Source organism: Labrys sp. 22185 (assembly GCF_052045555.1).
GTDB classification, from domain to species: Bacteria; Pseudomonadota; Alphaproteobacteria; order Rhizobiales; family Labraceae; genus Labrys; species Labrys neptuniae.
The window spans coordinates 78,017-95,200 of record NZ_JBQEPH010000019.1 but is presented as its reverse complement, the minus strand read 5'-3'; the positions used below and the strand labels follow the sequence as shown (position 1 = coordinate 95,200).

Here is a 17,184-nt window from a genome sequence, read left to right as displayed (position 1 = left end):
AATCTCGAGTTGAAGCGGTCACCGCTAGCGTAGGCGTGGGAAGGCACTGGCGAAAATGTCAAAACTATCGCATTTTACGCCAATGCAGGATCAATCTCGAAAACCAAGACTCGTTGCCGTGGTCGGTTATGACGGCGTTCAGGCCCTGGATGTGGTCGGACCGATGGAGGTCTTCGCGATGGCGAACCTTTATAGGGCCGAGCATGTGTCACCCTACGAACTCATTCTCTCGTCTCCCACTGGCGGATCGGTGACTTGCAGTTCGGCCGGAGGGATTTGCCTCGGCGAGGCCGTCGCTCTCCATGATCTGCCGGAGGACATCGATACCATCATCGTCGCCGGAGGCAGCGAGGACGGATTGCGAAAGGTCATCTATCAGACCGGGCTGATCGAGTGGTTGAAGTCGCGCGCCGGCCGAACGCGCAGGCTTGCCAGCGTGTGCACGGGCGCTTTCGTTCTTGCTGCCGGGGGCTTTCTCGACGGCAGGCGAGCGACGACCCACTGGAACTCGGCAGCTCTCCTCAAACAATTACGTCCGCAGGTCAATGTCGAGCCGGATGCGATCTTCGTAGCCGAGTCGCCAATATATACCTCTGCCGGTATCACGGCCGGAATCGACTTGTGTCTTGCTTTGGTGGAAGCCGATTGTGGCGCGCAGACGGCTCTGTCCGTATCCCGGCAAATGGTGCTTTTCATGCGCAGGCCCGGAGGTCAGTCCCAGTTCAGCCCGGGGCTGGCAACTCAGGCTATGGCGACGCCGCGCCTTCGCAACCTGGTCAATGAAATCGTGGAGGACCCTACCGGCGATCTGTCAGGGCCCGCTCTTGCGATGCGCGCCGGCATGAGTGAGCGCACCTTTTCGCGGTCGTTCCACAAGGAGACCGGCACCACGCCCGCTCAATTCGTCGAGGCAGCTCGCATTGCACGTGCAAAGACGCTGCTGGAGACGTCAGATTGGCCCCTGGCTCGCATTGCCGAACGCGCAGGTTTTGGAAGCCTCCATGCGCTGCATCGAGCATTCCATAAGCGGCTTGGCATTACGCCTGGCTTCTATCGCGAACGTTTCGGGGCGGGGTAGGGCACTATTGTTGCGGTGGCATGAGGCCGCCAATCGCCTACGTCGTAATCCGTCGAGAGAATATTGTGGCGTGCTGTGGAGTATGACTTGGCTGCGCTCCCCCCGCGACCAATTCTGTCATAAATCGCTCGCCATCTGGGTCTAACCGGCCAGGCAGACCGGTTAAATGAGTGAGGTCGGACCGGCCGTGATGACCTCGCGGTTTGTCCGGCTGCCGTTGACGATAGCGCGTACGGGCGCCGGAGTGCCCTGCGGATAAACCGTTCGCGACCGCCACATCCCGGTGCTCGTTGAAGAAAAATGCAACCGTGTCGCTAACACCGTCAATGGTTCGGTACATACACACCCAGTGTCCGCCGTCCCAAATGTAAATCTTGCTGCTCAGCGCTCCCCTTCGGGTCATCGATATGCCATCGTCTCGTGATGATCGGTTTGCGCCGGTTGAACCGCTCGAACAGCGGCGGAGAGAAGCCAACAAACCAGCGGTAGATAGTGGACTGATCCACGGGGATCCCATGCTCGGCCATCATCTCTTCCAGATCGCGCAGGCTGAGGTTTGTACGCCAGATCCCAGCGAATGCGCAGCAAGATCTCAGAACGATCGAAGTGGCGACCTTTGAACATCACGAGCTGCTCAAAGACGGGGAGCTTCATGGTCTGACATAGCTTGCCGTCCGCTTGCGACAGAGCCGATTATCTCGCCACTTTGCGCTTGTAAAAGCTCCAGAAGGTATCGATCAGCACGGGGTCGAAGATTTGGTCCTTCTTTGCCTTCAGCTCCGATGCAGGTGTCGTTTTGTAAGGTAACTGGGTGGCGAGCAGTTGCATCTGCGCGCGGCAAGCCCCTTCAAGAAAAATGCCCATCAACGCCGCCTCCGCAATCGAGCCGCCCACGAACAGGACGCCATGGTTGCGCATGAGCACTGTCGATTGCGAGCCGAGTGAGCGGGCCAGACTCGCACCAAGCGCCGGCGTGTCGATCAGGCCGGTCGTCTCATCGAAACGCCCAACCGGCAGGCCAAGATTGGCCGCCTCATTGGTGACCGCCTGCAGTTCGACATCGAGGGCGGAGAAGGCCGTGGCAAAGAACGGATGACTGTGCCCAACGCAGTGCACATCCAAACGGGCGCGCAAGACTTCGGTGTGGATGGGCCATTCCTTGTGGATACGCCCCTCTCCTGTGAGCCTGCGTCCCTCGAAATCGATCAGGACGAAATCCTCCGGCCCTATGGCCTCACCGAGCCCGATGCCGGAGCGTTTGATCCAGACGCCCCGGCCGGAAGGGTCACGGAGCGACAGGTGGCCGAGTGTCATGTCGGCATGCCCTTCCATGTGCAGAATACGGCAAGCGGTCGCGACCTCCAGCAGGTCGTCATGGGGAATGTCGGTCATTGGTGTTCTCCGGGGTTTGTAATAGTGAAGCTGAGGGCGAGGCTGCTGCCTATCTGGACGCAAGGCCCGTGACGCGGCGCCTGAAACCGACCAGGGCAAGGATCAGGGCACATCCTGCCATCGCGGCTGCGACCCGGAACGTGCTCTCCATGCCTCGTGCAATTGCGGCCTGTGTGGCTGCGGTAGTGCCGCCGCTCGCTGGACCGGTCTGGCCGGCAGCGGCACCGAAGATGGCTCCCATCAAAGATGCGCCGGTGATCAGGCCGAGATTGCGGCCAAGGGCGAGGAGCGCCGACACCAGGCCGCGCTGCTCGGATCGCGCAGCGCTCATCACGGCCGTATTATTGGGCGTCTGGAAGAAGGCCAGGCCCACGCTGATGAGAACGATCGAGGCGACATACTCCTGAACGCCGTGCTCTATAGTGATCAACGACATGAAGGCCGAGCCGATGGTCATTAAGGTGAGACCACCTAGCAGTGTGAGCCTTGGCCCAACGCGGTCGGACATCCAACCGGCTGGAATGCTCATCATTGCTGAAGTCAACGGGCCAACTGTCATGACGAGGCCGGTTGTACGGGTATCGAGGCCGACTCCTCGTGTCAGAAAGATAGGGCTCAGTACCAACGTCGCCATCATGACTGCGTAGGCGAGGACGCTGACCATCATGCTTGTCGAGAGCAATCGGTCCCGGAACAAGCCCAGCGATAGCAGCGGCTGCCGGGCCTTGATCTCGATTGCGAGAAAGAGGACCAGTCCGAGAACTGCTCCGGCGAGGTACTCGAGGACCAGGGAGTGGTTGATGCCATGACTTCCCGACAACGTCATGGCGACGCAATAGGCAAGAAGAGTAAGGCTCAGGACGATCGTGCCAGACCAATCGAAATTGCCAAGGGATCGAACGCTGCGCGCCGGGTCGACGGTTCGAGGCAAATAACGGCTTAACAGAACATAAGTGAGCAGCCCGAACGGCAGGTTTATCCAGAACATCGCCCTCCAGCCGAAGGTCACGAGCGCGAGGGACCCGAGCGAAGGGCCTAGTGCGATGCCCAGAGCAACCATCATCGAGAGGACGCCCATGGCCAGGCCGATGCGATCTTTTGGCATGATCTCGCCGACAAAGGCGAAGCTCAAAGCCATGATGACTGCGCCGCCCAGGCCCTGGAGCCCTCGGCCGACAATCAGTACGACCAAGTTCGGCGCCAAGGCACAGATCACGGATGCTGCCAGGAAGCTGATGAGCCCGGCAAGATAAAGCCTCTTCTTGCCCAGTTGATCGGCGAAGCGACCGACACCGACGATCAAGGCGGTAACGGTTAGAAGATAGGCGACGACTACCCATTGGACTTCAGCAAAGGTCGCGCCGAACTCCTGCATGAATGTCGGCAGGCCGACGCCGACGACGTTCGTACCGAGCTGCGACAGCAGGATGCCCACAGACAACCCCGTCAACGCGTATCCGAAATGAATGGGCCGATGATGCAGCGCAGGATGACTGTGCTGATAAACTGTCTGAGCCATTGCTATGCCGAGGTTGTCATCCTGCAACACGGTCAGGTGGGGCCGGCCGCCACACATTTCGCATGGGGCACGAAGGAAGTAGCAGTACGGCATTGATGTGAAAATTGCATGCTTGTAACTCTATTCGTGCGTCAAACGCACTTCAGGAAGCATGCTCACCCGGAAAGCGCAGCCAATGATTTTGCCCGATCTGAACCTGCTGATCGCGCTCGATGTCCTACTGACAGAAGGGAGCGTCGCCGCCGCAGCGAAGAAGATGAATCTGTCTTCCCCTGCCATGAGCCGGACACTGGGCCGTATTCGGGATTTGCTCGGCGATCCGGTGCTTGTTCGCTCGGGACGTGGTCTCACGCCAACAGTGCGGGTCGAGGCTCTGCGCGAGCGTTTACGTGCGGTCGCGGAAGATGCGCAGGCCATCATCCGCACCGAAAGGGGGCTCGATCTGGCGCGATTGGAGAGAACGTTCACCATTCATGCCAATGATGGCTTTGTGGAAACCTTTGGCGCGTCCCTGATCGCAAGAATCGCGGAGGTGGCGCCGGGGGTACGGTTACGCTTCGCCCAGAAGCCGGAGGGCGACGATATGGCATTGCGCGAGGGGCGCGCAGATCTGGAGACCGGCGCGACAAGCCGACCTTTGCCCGAGCTACGGGTTCAAGCCCTCTTCAAGGACCGATTCGTGGGCGCTGTTCGCGTAGGGCATTCCTTGCTCGAAGGCAGGGTGACACCGAAACGCTTTGCGGCCTTCGGACATATTTCCGCGTCAAGACGTGGCCTCGACCACGGACCGATCGACGATGAACTAGCTACCAAGGGGCTTCGGCGCCGAGTTGCCGCAGTCGTTCCGGGCTTTTCTGCAGCACTGGCGCTTGCTCGAGATTCGGATCTCGTCGCGAGCGTACCGGAAAAGGAGACGAGCCGTGCCCGCAACGGCTTGGCGATGTTCCCATTGCCTGTTAGCACGGCGACCATCACCGTCTCTCAATTCTGGCACCCGCGCCTCGATGCGGACCCGGCCCATCGATGGCTGCGATCATGCGTGAAGGATATCTGCAGATAAGATGTCACCGAACCGCGCCAGCAACCTCTCCGAAGCAGATGATTTGACCGGCACGCTCCTTGGTTTGGTACCCAGCACACACCTTCGGCCATAGTTCCATTTTAGCCATTGGCCGTTCCCAAGGCCGGGCCGGTCGAGATGAATCAAGCAGCTCCGCGCCGACGGTGTTAGGCTGGCCGCGCTATGGAAAATCGGCCAAGGCTTTGCAGCGGCCGTCGCGAGACGATCAAGCCCGCAATCGAAGGTGACGTGCTTTGACTGGCTGCCAATAGACGAGGCCAGTGCGGGCCACCGCAAAGTTCGGTTGAAGCTTCCCGCGCCACGGCAGAATTTGTCCGCGCAGCGCCCGGCAATGACAGCATATTCTTCCCTCTCCGCGCGATACAGGGGCGCGCGGTATCCGCATCCCGGCGTGCCGCTGTTCATAGCGAGGTTATGCATGCCACAGGTCAGGAACAACTATATCGATGGTGCATGGCGTCCGGCCGAACTTTGCAGCGAGAGCTACAATCCGTCCGACACGAGCGAGTTGGTCGGCCGCTTCGCCATTGCCAGCACCGCCGATGTCCGCGACGCGGTGAACGTCGCCCGTAAGGCTTTCACCCACTGGAAGGAGACCTCACCGCAACAGCGTTCCGATATTCTCGACCGTGCGGCCGACGCGATCGACCGCCGAACGCCGGAGCTGGCGACGCTGTTGTCGCGCGAAGAGGGTAAGACCTTGCCGGAGGCCGTCGCCGAAGTGACCAAGGCCGCGCATACCTTCAGATATTTCGCCGGCGAAGCCGTGCGCCTTGCCGGTGCGAGCCTGCGTTCCGTGCGCAAGGCCGTCGATGTCGATGTTCGGCGCGAGGCAGTCGGCGTCGTCGGCCTTATCACGCCATGGAACTTTCCTTTCTCGATCCCGGCTTGGAAGAGCGCACCGGCGCTGGCCTATGGCAATTGCGTGATCCTAAAGCCGTCGGAACTGACCAATGCCATCGCCTGGGAACTGGCCAGCATCCTGCACGAAGCTGGCGTGCCGCCTGGCGTCTTCCAGATGGTCATGGGCGGCGGCGACATCGGCGCGGCCCTGGTTTCCAACCCTGATGTCGATGCGGTCAGCTTCACGGGATCGGAAGCTGTCGGTCGCCTGATCGCGGTACAGATCATCGGCCGCGGCGCCAAGCTGCAGCTCGAACTCGGCGGCAAGAACCCGCTTGTGGTCGCCGATGACGCCGACCTTGACAAGGCCGTGGACGCCGCCGTGCGGGGCGCCTTCTATTCGACCGGACAGCGCTGCACGGCATCCAGCCGTATCATCGTCGACGCTGCCATCCACGATGACTTCGTCGAACGGCTGCTGGAACGAACGGCCAGGCTGCGTGTCGGCCATGCCCTGGATGAGGCGTCCGACATCGGCCCGCTGGTCAGCGCCGCGCAACTGGAGCGCGTGTCCCGCTATGTGCAAGCCGCGCCATCCGGCGGCGCGCGCCATGCCTACGGTGGTCGCGTGCTTGAGACGCCGGCAAACGGCTACTACTTCGAACCGGCGATCTTCCTGGACGGCAACATGCGCCAGAGCATCAACCGAGAAGAGGTCTTCGGGCCGATCGTCTCGGTGTTCAAGGCTACCGATTTCGAGGATGCCGTGCGCCTCGCCAACGCTACCGAATTCGGCCTTAGTGCCGGTATCTTCACCGCCTCGCACGCGAAGGCCCGCGCCTTCATCCGCGCCAGCAACAGCGGCATGGTGATGGTCAATCTGCCGACGGTCGGTTCCGACTACCACGTGCCGTTCGGCGGGCGCGGCGCCTCCGCCTATGGGCCGAAGGAAATGGGGCTTGGTGCGGTCGAATTCTTCACCCAGACCAAGACCGCCTACATCGCGGACTAGCTCAGAGGGTGTCACGACACCTTCTGTCATGAACCCAGGCAAGGCGACAAAATCCGCTTTCTGCAACCGGGGAAACGGAAACTTGTGCTCCTCCCGGTGGCCTATCGTCGGCTTCTGACACCGGCAAAGAGGCCGGCGCATGAAAGGAGCCAAGATGTCCAATTCGCCGCACGTGATCGATCCCGCAAGCATCGAACCGGATACGAGATCGACCTATCCGGAGCATCTGCAGGGACCTGTCAAAGGCCGCTGCAAGCGGCGGCTTGGCTCGCTCACGGGTCTTGGCAATTTGTCGGCCGTCCATGTCGAGCTGCCCTCTGGCTGTGCATCGTCGCTCAGGGTCTGGCATAGCCACGAGGACGAACTCATTATCGTGCTGAAGGGCGAGGCGACGCTCGTCACCGACCAGGGCGAGCAACCGGTGCGTGCCGGTCAGGTCATCGGCTTCCCGGCGGGGGAAGCCAATGGCCATCAGATCGTCAACCGTGGCGAAGCGCCAGTCGTCTTCATCGAAGTGGCCAGTTTTGCCGAAGCCAATGTGTCAACCTATCCGGACGACGACCTGTTGCAGATACCGGACGGCCGCGGCCGCCGCTTCGTGCGCAAGGACGGCACTCCCTACTGAGGTCCGGTATCATGCAATCGAAGATTTCGCCGCGTCTCGCCCAGCCACTGGCGCCCGAGATACTCGATTTCGTCTTCATGCCGCGCATCGAGCGCGAGCTGACGCTCGGCATCGACGATCTGTGCGCGGTCAACGAGGCCCATCTCGTCATGCTGGCCAGTACCGGGCTGATCGAGCCCGCGATCGCTTGCGAGCTTGCCGAGGCACTGTCCGGCATCCGTGAGGAAGGCGAGGGTGCCGTTCCACGCGATCCGGCCCGCGAGGACGGCTACTTCAATTTCGAGGCGCTGCTGATGGCCCGCGCCGGTGCGAAGGCAGGTGGGCGGCTGCATGTCGCACGCAGCCGTAACGATATCAACGCCACGCTCGACCGCCTGGCGATGCGGCGGATGGTTCTCGACCTCCTGGCCAAAACCATCGCGTTGCGCCAGGCCCTGCTGCGTCGGGCGAGCCAGTTTGCCGACACCCTCATGCCCGGCTACACGCATATGCAGCCGGCACAGCCGATCACGTTTGGCTTCTACCTGACGGGCGTCGCGCAGGCTTTGGCTCGCGACGCCGAGCGGCTCTTCAACGCCTATGGCGCGGCCGACTCCTGCCCACTTGGAGCCTGCGCCTTTGCCGGCACATCCTTCCCAATCGACAGGCAATTGGTTGCAGGCCTGCTTGGTTTCGGTGCCATCCAAGTCCACGCGCAGGATGCGGTGACATCGCGCGACTATGTCTGGGATGCAGGTGCTGCCGTTCTGGCCATCGCGTCGAACTGGGGGCGATTCGCACAGGACATGTATGTGTGGAGCACGCAGGAATTCGGCCTCGTCCGCTTTCCCGACAGCATCGCCGGCACGTCGAGCATCATGCCGCAGAAGAAGAACCCGGTGGCGGTCGAATATCTCAAGGCGAGTTCCGGTGAAGTGATCGGTGGCCTGACCGCCACCTTCGCGATCCTGAAAGGCGGACATTTCAGCCATGCGGGCGACACCGGCCGCTCGTCGCTGGCGCCACTGTGGCCGTCCTTGCGCCTCGTCGGCAATGCATTGACGATCGCCCGTCTCGTTGCGGAGAAAATCGAGCCCAATGTCGAGACGATGCGGCAACGCGCCGGGGCCGGTTTCTCGACGGCAACCGACCTTGCCGATTGCCTGGTGCGTGAAGGAGGCTTGTCGTTCCGCGAGGCGCATCACGTCGTGGCCGACCTGGTAAGGGATGCCCTCGAGCGCGGCTTGAACCCAGACGAGCTCAGGCATGGCGATGTGCTTGCCACTATCGAGTGCGTGCTCGGTCGGACCATAGAGTTGCCCGACGAAGCCGTCGCGCAGGCGTTCGACCCGGGTCGCTCCGTCGAGGCACGGCGATCGGCGGGTGCTGCTTCGCCGGCCGAAACGCGGCGCATGATCAAGGCGGCTCTGGTCAAGCTGGATCGCCACCGGGCCAGGCTCGACGCGCTCCACGCACATCTGGCATCGGCGCGCGGGCGGCTAGAAGAGCGGCTCGATAAGCTCAGGCAGGCGGTTCCGTCGAACTGATGCGGCAGGCATCCGATGTTTGGAAGAATCTGCTCGTGGAGACATTTCATTTGGAAGAGTCCGCGAGCGGACAATCGCTAGGTTAGTCCCGGTATTTCGAGTTTTGATCCAATGACAGGCAGCAGTGCAGGACAATTCATCCGCTTGGGCGAGACCGACAGGACGCCGGTTGCGATTCTTATCAATGGCGAGAGTGTCTCTTGCCTCGCCGGTGATACGCTCTTGACCGCGATACTCTTGAACGGCCGGTTCCTGCGTCATTCCGAATTTGGCGACGGGCCGCGCGCTGGTTTCTGCAACATGGGCGCCTGCCAGGACTGCTGGCTGACGCTCGCATCGGGAGAGCGGATTCGCGCCTGCACCACCGAAGTGCGCGACGGCATGGTCGTGTTGACGCGCGAGGCAAGGTGATCATGGCCAGCAATGACCGCATCGTCATCGTGGGCAGTGGGCCAGCGGGTACGCGGGCAGCCGAAACGCTCCATCGCGCCGGCTGCCGCAACCTCACGGTGATCAGCGAGGCCCCGGCAAGCGGCGGCCAGATCTACAGGCGCCAGCCCCAAGGCTTCAGTCGCCCGCCGGCTAGCCTCTATGGTGACGACGCGCCGAAGGCAGTGCGCTTGCACGACATGTTCGATGCCTTCGCGGGCAAGATCGACTATCGACCCAATACGCTGGTCTGGAACATTTTCGATCATGCCGTGCACACCAGCGACGCATCCGGTACGGACAGGCTGGAGTTCGATCGGCTGGTGCTGAGCACCGGTGCGATGGATCGGATCGTCCCGATACCGGGATGGACCCTGCCTGGTGTGTTCACGCTCGGCGGTTCGCAAATTGCGCTTAAGAACCAGGCCTGTTCCATCGGCCGCGCCGCCGTCTTCGCCGGCACGGGACCGCTGCTCTATCTCGTTGCCTACCAATACGCCAAGGCCGGCGCCAATGTCGCGGCGGTGCTTGATTCCGCCTCCTATCTCGACAAGGTGCGCGGTGCCGCGCGCATGGCCCGCCTGCCCAGATTGCTGCTGCGCGGGCTTACCTATCGCCGCTATCTCTCGCGCAAGAATGTCATGCTGCGTGAGGGGGTGCGGCTGCGTTCGATCGCAGGTAGTGACAATGTGCAGGGTATCCACTTCAGTGCCGTTGGCCGGGATGAATTCGTGGCATGCGACGCCGTTGGCTTCGGTTTCGGACTGAGCCCCGAGATGCAGCTTGCGGAGATCGCCGGATGCCAAACCCACTTCGATGCGGCTAACCGGCAGTGGGTCGTCGCGCATGACGGACAGGGCCGCGCGGGCGATGGCATCTATGTCGCGGGCGACGGCAGCGCGATCGGTGGGGCCGATGTTGCCGAACTGGCAGGCGAGCGCGCGGCACTGGCGCTGCTCGCTGACATCGGGATGCCGTCGTCGAAGACGCGGCTGCGCCAGATCGAGCGTAAGCTCGGTCGGCTGGCGACATTCCGCAAGGGTGTCGAGACGAGCTTTCCCTTTCCGGCAGACTGGATCGGCGAGGCGCCCGACGAAACCATCCTTTGCCGCTGCGAGAACGTCACCTTCGGCGAGGTCCGAGCCGCCATTGCCCGGTTCGAGCCGCAGGAGGTCAACAGGCTGAAGGCGCTTGCACGTCCCGGTATGGGACGCTGCCAGGGGCGCGTCTGCGGCCCGGTCCTGGCCGAGCTGCTTTCAGCAATGACCGGAAAGCCACTCGATCAGGTCGGCAAGCTTCGCGGGCAGGGACCAGTAAAACCGATTTCTTATGGACGCACTTGCGGCCAGGCCGACCCACAGGTCGACGCCTGGATGCGTGCCGGTGAAAAGCGTGACGGCGATGACCAGGGTTTTTGAAACGGATGTCATGATCATCGGCGGCGGCATAGCCGGCGTCTGTTCGGCCTATTATCTCGCACGGCGCGGCGCCCGGGTCAGCCTATTCGAACGTGGCGCGGTCGGAGCCCAGGCCAGCGGCGTGAACTTCGGCGGTTTACGCACGAACGGCCGCGCCGAACCCGAACTGCCGCTCAGCCTGCGCGCCCGCAATCAGTGGCAGAAGATCGACGCACTTGTCGGCGACAGTTGCGAAACGGAAATCACCGGACATGTGGAGATCTGTGACCGCCCCGACCATATGGCGGCGGTCGAGCAATGGGCCGTCATGGCCGAGCGTCACGGCGTCGGTGCGCAGATGCTGACAAGTACCGAAATTGCCAGGCGCTTCCCCTGGATCAGCACCAAGGTACTCGGCGGATGCTACGTCGCCGGGGATGGCGCGGCCAACCCGCGGCTGGTTACGCCGGTATTCGCCATTGCCGCACGCAAGCTGGGCGCCGACATAGTCGAATACGACGCGGTGCGGACTGCTCATCATGACGGGACGTGCTTCAGAATCGAAACAGAGGCCGGCACCAAAGCCCGCGCACCTACCCTGATCAATGCTGCCGGCGCCTGGGGCGCGCGTCTCGCGGCCCAGTTCTCGGAGAGTTTCCCTCTCGACGTGATGGCGCCGCAGATGGTGGTGAGCGAGCCGTTTCCGCGCTTGGTCACGTCTACGGTGGATTATCCGGTCAATGGGCGCTTCTTCTATGCCCGTCAGATCGGGCGAGGCAATTTGCTGTTCGGGCGCGGTCCCGGCCGCGCCGACCTGGATACAGGCCGCGCGAAATATGTTCCGCAGAACCTGTTCGATGCCTCCCGCATCGCTGTGGATGTCCTGCCTTTCCTGCGCGGACGCAATTTCATCCGCAGTTGGGCCGGCGTCGAAGGCAAGTCACCGGATTCACTGCCCTTCGTGGGCAGGAGCCGTGCCATTGACGGGTTGATTCATGCCTTCGGCTTCTCCGGACACGGTTTCCAGCTCGGGCCAGGCATCGGCGAAGTGATAGCCGAGCTGGTGCTCGATGGCCGCACATCCACGCAGATCGAAGGTTTCGACCCCTACCGGTTCGACAGACGGGCCGATGGCGCGGGCAAGTCGACACACGCCCAGACCGCCTGAACCGAGGCGGTCCGGCCCAGGTCACCGGATCAGGCGACCCGCCGCAATTCATCCTGTGATCCCTGCAGCGAGGCGAGCGCCGGCGACAAGGGCTCGTTCTTGATCTCGCGCAGCACCACGAAGCTGTCGAAACGCGAGAAGGACACGTCGCCGTCGAGAAGTTCACGCGAGATCGCTTCATAGGCCGCGATATCGCTACAGTCGAAGCGCAGCATGTAATCGTAAGGCCCGCACAGTCCGAAGCAGTTGGTGATTTCCGGATGGTGTTTGATACGGCGCTCGAAGGTCTGGAAGTCGGCAGAACCGTGATTCTTGAGCGACACGGCAGCGAAGACCGAGACGTTGGAGTAAAGCCGGGACCAATAGATCTGCGCGCGGTAGCCCCTGATCAGCCCCATCTTTTCCAGGCGGCGCACGCGCTTGTGACACGGGCTGGCGGAGATGCCGACGATCGAGGATAGCTTGAAGTTCGTGATCCTGCCATTCTTCTGCAATTCGGTGAGGATGCGAAGGTCGATGCGATCGACCTTGCCGGGCAGGCCTGCGAATTCCGGTTTCAAGGGCACCATGTTCATTGTGTTTTCTCCTGACGAGGCTCAACTGTGGCGGCATGCGCACCGTCGGCCAGTTGGTCTGCTGGGGCACTGTCACAATGAGGGGACGCCCTGAGCTTGCAATGGAAAAATGGTAACGCCTGAATGAGCATCAGACATGCACAGACCGTCAGGCTCCCCTGGCTCAACACACTGGTCGCATTCGAGGCCGCATCCCGTCTCGGCAGCCTGACGCTTGCGGCCTCCGAATTGAACCTCACCCCCGGCGCAGTGAGCCGGCAGATCAAGCTTCTCGAACAATCCCTCGAGGTGACGCTGTTCCAGCGCAGCCACAACGCCATCGAACTGACGGATACGGGCAAAGCCTTCCTCGGCCATGTCAGGAATGCACTGGCCGAAGTTCGCAAGGGTGTGCGCGAGGTTTCCGGCCAGGCCACCAAGCTGACCATACGGGCACCGCTGACACTGACGCAGCGCTGGCTGATCCCGAGGATAGAGCACTATCGTCTCGGCCACCCGGGGGTCGACCTGCGCTTTCGCACCATCGGGTCGGCGGGCGGCGACCGGATCGACATCGAAATCAAATATGCCCGCGGCTTGCCAGCGGCAGCGGATGCCGAGGGCGAGGTGTTCCTGGCGGACAACACGGCGCCGATCTGCCGGCCGGAACTCCTGGACGGCAGCTCCCTCGAGGTCGAACCGGCACAGGTTCTCGCCCTGCCGATCCTGCAAGACACGGCAGATGCCTGGTCCTGGCGACAGTGGTGCAAAGGGGCCGCCATCCCCTTCGAGCCGCTGGGCCGCAGCATGGTCTTCGATACCGACGAAGCGTCGATCGACGCCTGCCTTTCGGGTCTTGGCGTCGCCCAGGCCAACACGGCCTTCGTCGCCTCCCTCTTGCAGTCCGGGAGCATCGTCCGGCCATGCCCGTCGGTCGAAGTCGTGCTTGGAGCCTACTATGCCGTCGTCCATACGCCGGGGCGGGTCTCGGAGGCATTCGTGGCTTGGCTGAAGAGTCAGGGAACCCAGATCGAGCTGGCGAAATAAACTGTCGGGCCGAGCGCCAAACCAGACATATTTTGCCACCTGCCGCGGCTCGTTTGACCAAACGTGGCTATCTTTCGGCCTACTCTCGACAAGGCTCCGCGCAAGACGTCCGTTCCGGGCGCTTCATGGGCGGCGTAAACGAGAACAGAGGGTGAGCGAAATGAACATGAAGAGACGAGTTCTGCTTGTCTCCGTGGCGACGCTTGTCGCCGGAGCCGGAATGGTCCATGCGGCTGATCAGCGGGTGGTGAAACTCGCAACCGATGGCACCTACGCGCCATTCAACTATACCGATCCTTCAGGCAAACTGGTCGGTTTCGAAGCCGATCTGGCCGATGACATCTGCAGACGCATGAACGTCAAATGCGAGTGGGTCATCCAGAATTTCGACGGCATGATCCCGGCCCTCAACGAGAAGCGGTTCGATGCCATCCTGGCCTCGCTCTCCATCACAGACGAACGCGCGAAGGCCGTTGATTTCTCGATCCCCTACTATGCCGGTCCGACGCGCCTGATTGCCTCCGCCGACAGTCCGCTCGGCCAGTTCAAGAGCGGAGAAGGCACGACCATCCTGGTGGGTTCGATGAGCGACAAGGATAAAGCGGTCATTGGTGATGTGGCGATGGCCCTCAAGGACGCAACCGTTGGCGTGGAACGCGCCTCGACCCATGCGAAGTTCTTCGACGAGACCTTTCCGGGCATGAAGGTGAAGATCTACGACAAGGGCGAGAACATGCTGCTCGATCTCGTCGCTGGCCGCATAGATGCCGCCGTCGACGGCGCAGGCGCAACGCTCAATTTCATCGGCGAACAGGAGAAGGCCGGCAAGAAATTCATCGCCTTTGGTCCTGCGCTGAAAGGCGGTGCCCTCGGCAAAGGCGTGGCGCTGGCGTTTCGCAGGGGTGAGGAAGCCGAACTGCGCGAGCAGTTCAACAAGGCGATCCGCGAAGCGACCTCCGACGGCAGCATCTCGAAGATGAGCGTCAAGTGGATCGGTGTCGACGGCTCGATTCCCGAAAACCTCGCCAAATGAAGCTTCTCGATCTTCTCGCCTTCGGGCCGACCGGCTGGGGTGACGAACTGGCATATGGTGCTGCAATGACCTTGGTCATCGCAGCACTGGGTTTTGCCGGCGGCCTTGTCGTGGGGTTGCCGATCGCGGCGGCCCGCCTCTCTGCGAACATCCTGCTGCGCGCGATTTCCGGTGTCTATGTCACGGTCGTCCGCGGCGTGCCAGAACTCCTGGTGATCTACCTTCTCTTCTTCGGCGGCGGCCAGTTCTATCGCCACATCGCCAATGCGATGGGATATTCTGGCGCGGTCGCAGCCGATGCCTTCAGCGCTGGCGTGCTCGCCATCGTCCTGATCTGCGCGGCCTACAGTGCTGAAGTGTTTCGTGGTGCGTTCCAAGCTATTCCGAAAGGACAGATCGAGGCCGCCAATGCCTTCGGCATGAGGTGGGCCACCCTGTTTTTCCGCATCAAGCTGCCGCAGATGCTGCGCTATGCCTTGCCGTCCATCGCCAATGTCTGGCAGCTGGTGCTGAAAGACACGGCGCTGATCTCCGTCACGGGCCTGGTCGAACTCATGCGCACCATCGACGTCGCAGCTGGCTCCACACGCAGTCCGTTCTTGTTCTACATGGTCGCCATCCTGATCTTTCTTTTCACCACCTCCGTCTCGCACAAGGTTTTCGAAAGCGCCGAACACCATTTCAGCCGCTCCGTCATCGGAGGATACGGCAAATGAGATGGGATGTATTTTTTGACTCGTTTCCGCCCTTGCTTTTGGCACTGCCGCTGACGCTGGAACTCGCCCTGACATCGATCGCGCTCGGTTTCATGCTGGCGGTGCTGCTGGCTGCGGCAAGGCTTTCGACGGTCCGCGCGTTTTCGGCGCTTGCCTACTCCTTTGTCTACGTCATTCGAGGCACCCCGCTGCTGGCGCAGGTTTTCTTCGTCTACTACGGACTCGGTCAGCTCGATGCGATGCGCAACTCCATCCTGTGGCCAATATTTCGGGAAGCCTATGCCTGCGCTCTCATCGCCCTGTCGCTCAATACGGCGGCCTATGGCAGCGAGATCATCCGTGGCGGGCTGCTCGCGGTTCCCCGCGGGCAAGTCGAAGCTGCCAAGGCGTTCGGGCTCACCGCCACGCAAAAGTTCCGCCTGGTGGTCTTCCCACAGGCCCTGCGCACCATGTTGCCAGCCTATGGCAATGAATTGATCCTGATTCTTAAGGGCACGTCGCTCGCCAGCATCATCACGATTATCGAGTTGACCGGGCAAGCGCGTATACTGGCTTCCGAGACCTATGCCCCGATCGAAGTCTTCGCGGCGGCGGGCGCGGTCTATCTCGCGCTCAACATGGCACTCAGTTTCGGGGTGCGGCTGCTTGAAGGCCGGATCAAGCGCAGCGGCGGCCTGGCGATGGAAGGCTGAGGCGCAAGCCATTCCCAACCCCGCCCAGCCAGGCGATCTCAACAAGACGACGAGAATGCGCATTCCAGCAATGGCGTGCCAGGCGGGACTCTTTGTACCGCCGCCAGAGCATCACCGGAGGAAATGATGAGTGTAATCGAACTGCCTCCCGGCAAATCCGCATCCGCGGTGCCGACAATCGAGTCGCGGGACTTGCGCAAGAGCTTCGGCGTCGTCGAGGTGCTCAAGGGCATTTCCTTCAAGGCTTACGAGCATCAGGTGGTTTCGATCATCGGTGCCAGCGGGTCCGGCAAAAGCACCTTCCTGCGCTGCCTCAATTTCCTTGAGACGCCGAGTTCCGGCGAGATAGACTTCAGGGGTCAAAGCCTCAAGATCGGCGGCGGCAAAGCGCCGGCCCGGGCGGATGTGGAGCGGCTGCGCCGACGCACCGGCATGGTGTTCCAGCAATTCAATCTCTGGTCACATTGGACCGTGCTTGAGAACATCATCAAGGTACCCATTCACGTGCATGGCACGCCGCGCCAGCAGGCGGTGGAGAAGGCAATGGAACTGCTGGCCAAGGTTGGCCTGCAGGAAAAGGCCAATGCCTATCCGACTTCGTTGTCTGGCGGCCAGCAGCAACGCGTCGCCATTGCACGGGCGCTTGCCGTCGAACCGGAGTTGCTGCTGTTTGACGAACCGACCTCGGCGCTCGATCCCGAATTGGTGGGCGAAGTGCTGGCCGTGATCCGTTCCCTCGCGAAGGAAGGCCGCACCATGCTTGTCGTGACACACGAGATGAGCTTCGCCCGCGAGGTCTGCGATAAGATAGTGTTCTTCCATGACGGCCGTATCGAAGAAGAAGGCCCGCCGGCCGAACTGCTACGCCAGCCTCGTAGTCCGCGTCTCGGCGCGTTCTTGAGATCGGTTCGCTAGTAGCACGACGATGCCAAGGAAGTGCCAGGGAATGATTCTCTCTCTCCATAGTGGGTTGGACCGTCGCTGGGGTGTTCGCGTCAGTGATCGCCTATGCACCGCAGGAGCAGCCGCTCTTCCGGGATCTGCCTATCCGCGACAGCCGACGTCTGCCCTG

Annotated in this window: 17 protein-coding genes and 1 pseudogene; 13 read left to right on the top strand and 5 right to left on the bottom strand. The window is 61.8% G+C overall.

The window, feature by feature from the left end; all coding sequences use genetic code 11:
• The first annotated feature begins 55 nt into the window (after window positions 1-55).
• The gene (locus ACTJKX_RS27510; RefSeq protein WP_440727176.1) at window positions 56-1,078 is read left to right on the top strand and encodes a GlxA family transcriptional regulator; all 1,023 of its coding nucleotides are present in this window, start codon (window positions 56-58) and stop codon (window positions 1,076-1,078) included.
• Between the two features lie 183 nt (window positions 1,079-1,261).
• Here the strand turns inward: ACTJKX_RS27510 and ACTJKX_RS27505 are convergent.
• The 3 genes and pseudogenes from ACTJKX_RS27505 to ACTJKX_RS27495 all read right to left on the bottom strand — a co-directional run.
• Window positions 1,262-1,702: pseudogene (locus ACTJKX_RS27505) on the bottom strand (DDE-type integrase/transposase/recombinase); the annotation flags it as partial.
• A 69-nt stretch (window positions 1,703-1,771) separates the two neighbouring features.
• A complete protein-coding gene (locus tag ACTJKX_RS27500; RefSeq protein WP_440727175.1) occupies window positions 1,772-2,470 on the bottom strand; it encodes a class II aldolase/adducin family protein in 699 nt (232 codons plus the stop codon).
• A 49-nt stretch (window positions 2,471-2,519) separates the two neighbouring features.
• Window positions 2,520-3,989 carry an MFS transporter gene (locus ACTJKX_RS27495; RefSeq protein ID WP_440727174.1) on the bottom strand — a complete coding sequence of 490 codons (1,470 nt, stop codon included), beginning with the start codon at window positions 3,987-3,989 and terminating at the stop codon, window positions 2,520-2,522.
• A 175-nt stretch (window positions 3,990-4,164) separates the two neighbouring features.
• Here ACTJKX_RS27495 and ACTJKX_RS27490 point away from each other — a divergent pair, with 175 nt between their 5' ends.
• The 7 genes from ACTJKX_RS27490 (at window position 4,165) to ACTJKX_RS27460 (ending at window position 12,070) form a co-directional block, all read left to right on the top strand.
• On the top strand, window positions 4,165-5,049 hold the full coding sequence (locus ACTJKX_RS27490; protein WP_440727173.1) for a LysR substrate-binding domain-containing protein: 885 nt from the start codon (window positions 4,165-4,167) through the stop codon (window positions 5,047-5,049).
• A 439-nt stretch (window positions 5,050-5,488) separates the two neighbouring features.
• The gene (locus tag ACTJKX_RS27485; protein ID WP_440727172.1) at window positions 5,489-6,925 is read left to right on the top strand and encodes an aldehyde dehydrogenase family protein; all 1,437 of its coding nucleotides are present in this window, start codon (window positions 5,489-5,491) and stop codon (window positions 6,923-6,925) included.
• A 154-nt stretch (window positions 6,926-7,079) separates the two neighbouring features.
• Window positions 7,080-7,550, top strand: coding sequence for a cupin domain-containing protein (locus tag ACTJKX_RS27480; protein WP_440727171.1), 471 nt, complete (start codon window positions 7,080-7,082; stop codon window positions 7,548-7,550).
• Between the two features lie 77 nt (window positions 7,551-7,627).
• Complete coding sequence (gene argH / locus ACTJKX_RS27475; protein ID WP_440727170.1) at window positions 7,628-9,076, top strand: argininosuccinate lyase; 1,449 nt, start codon at window positions 7,628-7,630, stop codon at window positions 9,074-9,076.
• Window positions 9,077-9,220: 144 nt separating this feature from the next.
• Window positions 9,221-9,487, top strand: a complete 267-nt coding sequence (locus tag ACTJKX_RS27470) for a (2Fe-2S)-binding protein (RefSeq protein WP_440727169.1) — start codon at window positions 9,221-9,223, stop codon at window positions 9,485-9,487.
• Window positions 9,488-9,489: 2 nt separating this feature from the next.
• Window positions 9,490-10,923 carry an NAD(P)/FAD-dependent oxidoreductase gene (locus ACTJKX_RS27465; protein WP_440727168.1) on the top strand — a complete coding sequence of 478 codons (1,434 nt, stop codon included), beginning with the start codon at window positions 9,490-9,492 and terminating at the stop codon, window positions 10,921-10,923.
• Window positions 10,889-12,070, top strand: a complete 1,182-nt coding sequence (locus ACTJKX_RS27460; protein WP_440727167.1) for an NAD(P)/FAD-dependent oxidoreductase — start codon at window positions 10,889-10,891, stop codon at window positions 12,068-12,070. Before ACTJKX_RS27465 ends, ACTJKX_RS27460 begins: the two co-directional genes overlap by 35 nt.
• A gap of 29 nt (window positions 12,071-12,099) precedes the next feature.
• On the opposite strand, the gene ACTJKX_RS27455 is transcribed toward ACTJKX_RS27460, so the two are convergent.
• The gene (locus ACTJKX_RS27455; protein WP_440727166.1) at window positions 12,100-12,645 is read right to left on the bottom strand and encodes an Lrp/AsnC family transcriptional regulator; all 546 of its coding nucleotides are present in this window, start codon (window positions 12,643-12,645) and stop codon (window positions 12,100-12,102) included.
• Window positions 12,646-12,768: 123 nt separating this feature from the next.
• On the opposite strand from ACTJKX_RS27455, the gene ACTJKX_RS27450 reads away from it, so the two are divergent.
• The 4 genes from ACTJKX_RS27450 (at window position 12,769) to ACTJKX_RS27435 (ending at window position 16,112) form a co-directional block, all read left to right on the top strand.
• Window positions 12,769-13,671 carry a LysR family transcriptional regulator gene (locus ACTJKX_RS27450; protein WP_440727165.1) on the top strand — a complete coding sequence of 301 codons (903 nt, stop codon included), beginning with the start codon at window positions 12,769-12,771 and terminating at the stop codon, window positions 13,669-13,671.
• Between the two features lie 166 nt (window positions 13,672-13,837).
• The gene (locus tag ACTJKX_RS27445) at window positions 13,838-14,704 is read left to right on the top strand and encodes a transporter substrate-binding domain-containing protein (protein WP_440727164.1); all 867 of its coding nucleotides are present in this window, start codon (window positions 13,838-13,840) and stop codon (window positions 14,702-14,704) included.
• Window positions 14,701-15,420, top strand: a complete 720-nt coding sequence (locus ACTJKX_RS27440) for an ABC transporter permease (RefSeq protein ID WP_440727163.1) — start codon at window positions 14,701-14,703, stop codon at window positions 15,418-15,420. Before ACTJKX_RS27445 ends, ACTJKX_RS27440 begins: the two co-directional genes overlap by 4 nt.
• A complete protein-coding gene (locus ACTJKX_RS27435) occupies window positions 15,417-16,112 on the top strand; it encodes an ABC transporter permease (RefSeq protein ID WP_440727162.1) in 696 nt (231 codons plus the stop codon). The genes ACTJKX_RS27440 and ACTJKX_RS27435 overlap by 4 nt, the downstream gene beginning before the upstream one ends.
• 38 nt (window positions 16,113-16,150) lie before the next feature.
• On the opposite strand, the gene ACTJKX_RS27430 is transcribed toward ACTJKX_RS27435, so the two are convergent.
• Window positions 16,151-16,339 (bottom strand): hypothetical protein, encoded by a 189-nt coding sequence (locus ACTJKX_RS27430; RefSeq protein ID WP_440727161.1) that lies wholly within the window; start codon window positions 16,337-16,339, stop codon window positions 16,151-16,153.
• On the opposite strand from ACTJKX_RS27430, the gene ACTJKX_RS27425 reads away from it, so the two are divergent.
• Window positions 16,332-17,027, top strand: coding sequence for an amino acid ABC transporter ATP-binding protein (locus ACTJKX_RS27425; protein ID WP_440727160.1), 696 nt, complete (start codon window positions 16,332-16,334; stop codon window positions 17,025-17,027). The two genes, ACTJKX_RS27430 and ACTJKX_RS27425, sit on opposite strands and share 8 nt — an antisense overlap.
• Window positions 17,028-17,184: the final 157 nt, after the last annotated feature.

Bases quoted from the DNA above. Each gene is read 5' to 3' on its own strand.
- ACTJKX_RS27510 (WP_440727176.1), top strand. From the start codon at position 56: ATGTCAAAACTATCGCATTTTACGCCAATGCAGGATCAATCTCGAAAA.
- ACTJKX_RS27500 (WP_440727175.1), bottom strand. From the start codon at position 2,470: ATGACCGACATTCCCCATGACGACCTGCTGGAGGTCGCGACCGCTTGC.
- ACTJKX_RS27495 (WP_440727174.1), bottom strand. From the start codon at position 3,989: ATGGCTCAGACAGTTTATCAGCACAGTCATCCTGCGCTGCATCATCGG.
- ACTJKX_RS27490 (WP_440727173.1), top strand. From the start codon at position 4,165: ATGATTTTGCCCGATCTGAACCTGCTGATCGCGCTCGATGTCCTACTG.
- ACTJKX_RS27485 (WP_440727172.1), top strand. From the start codon at position 5,489: ATGCCACAGGTCAGGAACAACTATATCGATGGTGCATGGCGTCCGGCC.
- ACTJKX_RS27480 (WP_440727171.1), top strand. From the start codon at position 7,080: ATGTCCAATTCGCCGCACGTGATCGATCCCGCAAGCATCGAACCGGAT.
- argH (WP_440727170.1), top strand. From the start codon at position 7,628: ATGCCGCGCATCGAGCGCGAGCTGACGCTCGGCATCGACGATCTGTGC.
- ACTJKX_RS27465 (WP_440727168.1), top strand. From the start codon at position 9,490: ATGGCCAGCAATGACCGCATCGTCATCGTGGGCAGTGGGCCAGCGGGT.
- ACTJKX_RS27455 (WP_440727166.1), bottom strand. From the start codon at position 12,645: ATGAACATGGTGCCCTTGAAACCGGAATTCGCAGGCCTGCCCGGCAAG.
- ACTJKX_RS27450 (WP_440727165.1), top strand. From the start codon at position 12,769: ATGAGCATCAGACATGCACAGACCGTCAGGCTCCCCTGGCTCAACACA.
- ACTJKX_RS27445 (WP_440727164.1), top strand. From the start codon at position 13,838: ATGAAGAGACGAGTTCTGCTTGTCTCCGTGGCGACGCTTGTCGCCGGA.
- ACTJKX_RS27440 (WP_440727163.1), top strand. From the start codon at position 14,701: ATGAAGCTTCTCGATCTTCTCGCCTTCGGGCCGACCGGCTGGGGTGAC.
- ACTJKX_RS27435 (WP_440727162.1), top strand. From the start codon at position 15,417: ATGAGATGGGATGTATTTTTTGACTCGTTTCCGCCCTTGCTTTTGGCA.